Annotated in this window: 6 protein-coding genes; 2 read left to right on the top strand and 4 right to left on the bottom strand. The window is 68.3% G+C overall.

Annotated elements, in window-relative coordinates:
• The coding region (locus F3J15_RS36895) for a PAS domain-containing sensor histidine kinase (protein WP_166897689.1) at window positions 1–1,674 on the top strand (1,674 nt) is incomplete at its 5' end.
• Complete coding sequence (locus F3J15_RS36890; RefSeq protein ID WP_166897685.1) at window positions 1,671–2,318, top strand: response regulator transcription factor; 648 nt, start codon at window positions 1,671–1,673, stop codon at window positions 2,316–2,318. The genes F3J15_RS36895 and F3J15_RS36890, both read left to right, overlap by 4 nt.
• 75 nt (window positions 2,319–2,393) lie before the next feature.
• Here the strand turns inward: F3J15_RS36890 and F3J15_RS36885 are convergent, their stop codons facing one another.
• The 4 genes from F3J15_RS36885 to F3J15_RS36870 all read right to left on the bottom strand — a co-directional run bounded on the left by F3J15_RS36885 (window position 2,394) and on the right by F3J15_RS36870 (window position 4,761).
• Window positions 2,394–2,798, bottom strand: a complete 405-nt coding sequence (locus tag F3J15_RS36885) for a lysozyme inhibitor LprI family protein (protein ID WP_166897682.1) — start codon at window positions 2,796–2,798, stop codon at window positions 2,394–2,396.
• Between the two features lie 65 nt (window positions 2,799–2,863).
• Window positions 2,864–3,217: a DUF4919 domain-containing protein gene (locus tag F3J15_RS36880; RefSeq protein WP_166897679.1), complete on the bottom strand. Its 354-nt coding sequence runs from the start codon at window positions 3,215–3,217 to the stop codon at window positions 2,864–2,866.
• A 109-nt stretch (window positions 3,218–3,326) separates the two neighbouring features.
• Window positions 3,327–3,656 carry a DUF4148 domain-containing protein gene (locus F3J15_RS36875; RefSeq protein ID WP_166897677.1) on the bottom strand — a complete coding sequence of 110 codons (330 nt, stop codon included), beginning with the start codon at window positions 3,654–3,656 and terminating at the stop codon, window positions 3,327–3,329.
• A 223-nt stretch (window positions 3,657–3,879) separates the two neighbouring features.
• Window positions 3,880–4,761 carry a PilZ domain-containing protein gene (locus F3J15_RS36870; RefSeq protein ID WP_166897674.1) on the bottom strand — a complete coding sequence of 294 codons (882 nt, stop codon included), beginning with the start codon at window positions 4,759–4,761 and terminating at the stop codon, window positions 3,880–3,882.
• Between the last annotated feature and the right edge of the window lie 194 nt (window positions 4,762–4,955).

Here is a 4,955-nt window from a genome sequence, read left to right as displayed (position 1 = left end):
CTCAGCGCACCGGCGTCGAATTCACCGGTCGTGCGTTTCGGCGCGTCCGACGCGGCGCCGCTCGGGCGCGCGCTGCAGACCGGCGACGTCGCGCTCGGCGTCCACCCGGCCGACGACGACACGTCGCGCGACGCCCGCACCTTCACGCTGTTCCTGCCGGTTGCCGCGTCACCGCGTGCGGCCGTCACACCGCCCGGCCTGCGCGAAACCGGCGCCGACGGCGTGCTGTTCGCGGCGTTGAGCCCGCGACGCCTGGTCGAGCGGGCGCTCGACGCGGAACGCGGGATCGACGTATGGATCACCGCAGGTGGCGATCGGCGCGCGATCGTCAGCGTCGAAACGACGACCGACGAGGCGTCGGCATCGCCCGACCTGATGCGGCGCACCGACGAACTGAATTTCGGCGGCACCGTGCTGACGCTCGCGTATTCCGCAGACGGCCGCCCGAGCGCCACCGGGGCGCAACGCGCAGCCGGCACCGTGCTCGCCGCGGGGTTGATCGCGTCGATCGCATTCGCGGTGCTGATCCATGCGCTGCTGCGCGCCCGCTCCGCCGCCGATTCGGGCGCGAGCAGCCGCGGCATCCTCAACGAGGCGCGGATGATGGGCATCATCCGTTCGTCGATGGAAGCGATCATCACGATCGACGAAAAGCAGACGGTCGTGATCTTCAATCCGATGGCCGAGCAGGTGTTCGGCGTGTCCGCGATGGAAGCGATCGGTGCGCCGCTGTCGCGCTTCATTCCCGAGCGGTTCCGCGCCGCGCACGCCAGGCACGTCGACCAGTTCGGCGTGACGGGCGTGTCCGAGCGGCAGATGGGCCGCCAGCGGGTGCTGTTCGGGTTGCGCGCCAACGGCGAGGAGTTCCCGATCGAGGCGTCGATCTCGCAGATCCGCGACGCGTCGGGCAAGCTCTATACGGTGATGCTCCGCGACATCACCGAGCGGCAGCGCGCCGAGAACGCGCTGAAGCAGTCGCGCGAGGAATTGCGCGAACTGTCCGCGAACCTGCAGAACGTGCGCGAAGAGGAAAAGACCCGCATCGCGCGCGAACTGCACGACGACCTCGGCCAGCAGCTCACCGCGCTGAAGATGGATCTGTCGGTGATCGAACAGCAGCTGCGCGTGCCGGGTCGCACACAACCCGACGAAGACGTGCAGACGCACCTGCAGGGCATGCGGCGGCTGATCGACACCACGGTCGCGTCGGTGCGGCGCATCGCGGCCGACCTGCGGCCCGTGATGCTCGACGATCTCGGCCTGGTGCCCGCGATCGAATGGCTCGCGAACGATTTCACGAACCGCTACGGAATCGATGTCGAACGGCACATCGAAACCGGCGGGCTCACGTTCACCAGCGCGGGCGCGACCACGTTGTTCCGGATCGTCCAGGAAGCGCTGACGAACGTCGCGCGTCACGCGGATGCGACGCGCGTCGCGCTGCGGCTCGACGTCGAGGAAGGCTTCTGCGTGCTGCGCGTCGCGGACAACGGCCGCGGCTCGGTGCCCGGCGGTCCGACCCATGAAGACAAATCGTTCGGCTTGATCGGCATTCGCGAACGCGCCCACATGCTGGGCGGCACCGTGACGATCGACACCGCGCTCGCGCGCGGTTTCTCGATCACCGTCGCGCTCCCGCTCAGTACCGTCCAACAGGAAACGCTCATCTCATGATCAAGGTGCTCATCGCCGACGACCATACGCTCGTACGCGACGGTCTGCGGCACATCCTCCAGAACGCCACCGGATTCGAGGTGGCCGGCGAAGCCTGCGACGGCCCGTCGACGATCGCGCTGGTGCGCGCCACGCCCGCGCAGGTGCTCGTGCTCGACCTGTCGATGCCGGGCCGCAACGGCGTCGAGCTGATCAAGCAGATCAAGGACGAGAAGCCCACGCTGCGCGTCCTCGTGCTGACCATGCACGCGGAGCAGCAATACGCGGTGCGCGCGTTCCGCGCCGGTGCGTCCGGGTATCTGACGAAGGAAAGCGCGAGCGCGGAGCTGGTCGGCGCGGTCACCAAGGTGGCGTCAGGCGGCGTCTACGTGAGCCTCGCGATGGCCGAGCAGTTCGCGCAGAGCCTGAACGAGCCGGCCGAGACGCTGCCGCACCAGCGGCTGTCCGACCGCGAATTCGACGTGTTCCGGCGGATCGCCGCCGGCCAGACGCTGACCGAGATCGCCAACGCGCTGTGCGTGAGCGCGAAGACGGTCAGCACGTACAAGACGCGGATCCTGGAAAAGATGCAGATGCCGCACGAAGCGGCGCTGGTGCGTTACGCGATGCGGCACAAGCTGCTCGACGAAACGGACGACGTGTAACGGACGACGTCCGGCAGCGGCGGGATGGCAGGTGCCGCCGGCCGGGCGGCGCGCCCCGCTTACCCGTTTACCCGCTTACTTGGCCGGCACGGGGCACGCGAGATCGCCTTCCTCGCACGACAGATAGCCCTTCAGCGTTTCGGTGCGCAATTTCGTCAGATCGTCGAGGCAGGTCGACACGACCATCGGATACGCGCTGCCGCCCTCGGCGTTCGTGCTGGAGAAGTTGCATTCGGCATCGCGGTACGCGATCCACGCACGCTGCGCATTCACGAGTTTGTCGGCAAGCGGCCGTGCATCGCGCAGGCGCGCGGTGACGGCCTGGTAGGTCCGGTTCAGTTCCCCATCGGATTTCTTGTACGCGCGATCGGCGCACGCCGTCATCGCCGCCTGATCCGTCGCGTCGGCACAATTCGCCTGCGCATGGGCGACGTTCGCCGCCAGCGCGAGCGAGCACAGCAGACCGGTCAAGACACGCATGGATGCTCCTTGTTGTTCGTTGAAGTCGTGGAACCCGGTGCGTTGCTGCGCCCCGTTTGCATCGGTCACCCTGCCACAGTGACATCGACCGCGATGCTAGCGCACGCGCGGCGGATTGTCAGCGGGCGCCGCTCGACCGGCGGCAGCCACGGTTGGTTCGCGACCGGCAGATAACGCTCGAAGAACGGCGTCACGTCGAAGTAGTCGTGTCCGGACTGCCCGCTTGCGTCCGTCGCCGCCATCTCGTCGTATCGACGGTCGCCCTTCCGGATCAGCGCCTGGCCGGTCACACGAAGCTGTTTCACCGCCAGCCACGAATACGCTTCATTGACGGCGACCACATGAACGGCCGTCTCGGGCGTCAACCCGTCGCCGCTGCGCGCGATATCCGGCGTCATGCCATCCATTGCGCCGAACATCGTTTCCGAAACGTTTCGGCGCAAAAAAGCCCGCACTCGAATGAAACGAGTGCGGGCTTTCCGATACGGCTGAGACAGCGGCCCCGAAGGCCGCCATCCGGGAGCGGGCTTAGTGGCCGAAGAACACCGACGAACGGTCGGTTGCGGCCGGCACGACCACCCGCTGACCCGACTGCGACGCCGCGGCAGGGTTCGCACCGTAGCCCGTTGCATCCGCTTGCGCACCGGTGTTCTGTGCGGCGGCGATCTTTGCCTGTGCGGCCTGGATGTTTTCCGGGTAGTTCATCCAGTCGTTCGGGTTGTAGCCGGCCTTTTCGAGCTGGACCAGCTCGGCGCGCACTTGCGCGCGCGTCAGCGGCTGCTGGTTCGATTGGGCGAACGAGACGACCGGTGCGGCCACCAGGGCGGCCAGTGCAACTGCCTTGATCAGCGATTTCATGATGCGTTACCTCCAGAATTGTTTTGTCAGGCGCTTCGGACTCGGGGTCGTTGCGCATGAGTAGAAGTCTAGGAGGCGGCGCTATCAGGGTAAATACTTAAATCGCGAATTCACTGTTGACGGAAACCAGACAATCGCCACGGAATACACCGAATCATCAGACGATTATCGGCATTCACGCACTGAATACCGTGGCACGGCGCCCGGTGCGCCCAGCCCTGCATCAGCGCCGCCGGTCGGTATCCGACGACGCCATCAGCCGGTCGAACAGCAGCGCCTTGAGGCGGATCAGGTCGTCGGCGCCGATCTCGCCGAACGCCGCGTGATGCAGCGTCAGCGCGGGCGCCGCCGGATCGGCATGGACGGCCCGCACCGTGCCGTCGAGCGCCAGCAGTTCGACCCGGTCACCCGCCGCGTACGGAAGCTGCACGCGCACGGGTTCGCCGATTGCGGCGATCGGCCGGTCCACGGCAATCGACAGGCCGCTCAAGCTGATGTCGTGCACCATCCCGATGCCTTCCGCTCCCTCCGCCCCGCCCGCGCAGCAGGCGGCGATCCGCACCGGCACGCGCGGCTCCGCGCGCGTGCGCAGCCGGTCGACGAAGCCGGGCGGCGACAGCACCAGGAACCGCGACGCACCCGCCGCCTGCACCGACTCGACCGTCGCGCCGAAACGCGACACCGCGGCACGGCCGATCGCCACGGCCTCGATGTCTTCGCCACGCGCGAAGTCGAGCGTGGCCGCCGGCTGCGGCTCGACGAACAGCGCGCCCGACGTGGCGATGCCGATCAACCGGCAGCGCTGCAGCCCGCGGGTCGTGCCGACCCGGCGGCGGATGCCGATCGAAGCTCCCGCCGACAACCCCATCCGCGCCGCCTGAGGCGCCGCGTCAGGCTCGCGCGGCGAGGCCGCGGCTTCGGCGTCCTCGCGCCGCCGTACCGGCCGGAAATGGTCGAACAGGAAGGCATGCTGCGCGGCATCGCGCAGCGTCGTGCCGGCCGGCAGCAGCGCGGCGCCGTCGGCATCGTAGAGATCGAAGCCGAGCGGGACGCTGGCGGCGAGATCATCGCGCGTGAGCGGGACGTAGTCGGTAGATAGCCTCATCGGGGAGGCGCGGAGCGCCCGCGCGAGCTGTCATGACAACATGATTACGGCAGCATCGCGCGCGTTCTGAACGGCGCCGTTACTGCGATGCGCCGGTCGCGTCGGGCGCGGCCGGTACCGGCGCCTGGGACGGTGCGGCCGAAGGAGCGGCAGCCGGTGCGGCGCCGAGGCCCGCGCTGCCTCCGCCCGCCGCG

Source organism: Burkholderia sp. Ap-955, assembly GCF_011753045.1.
In the GTDB taxonomy this organism is placed as follows: domain Bacteria; phylum Pseudomonadota; class Gammaproteobacteria; order Burkholderiales; family Burkholderiaceae; genus Burkholderia; species Burkholderia lata_D.
This window is presented reverse-complemented; position numbering and strand designations above follow the sequence as displayed.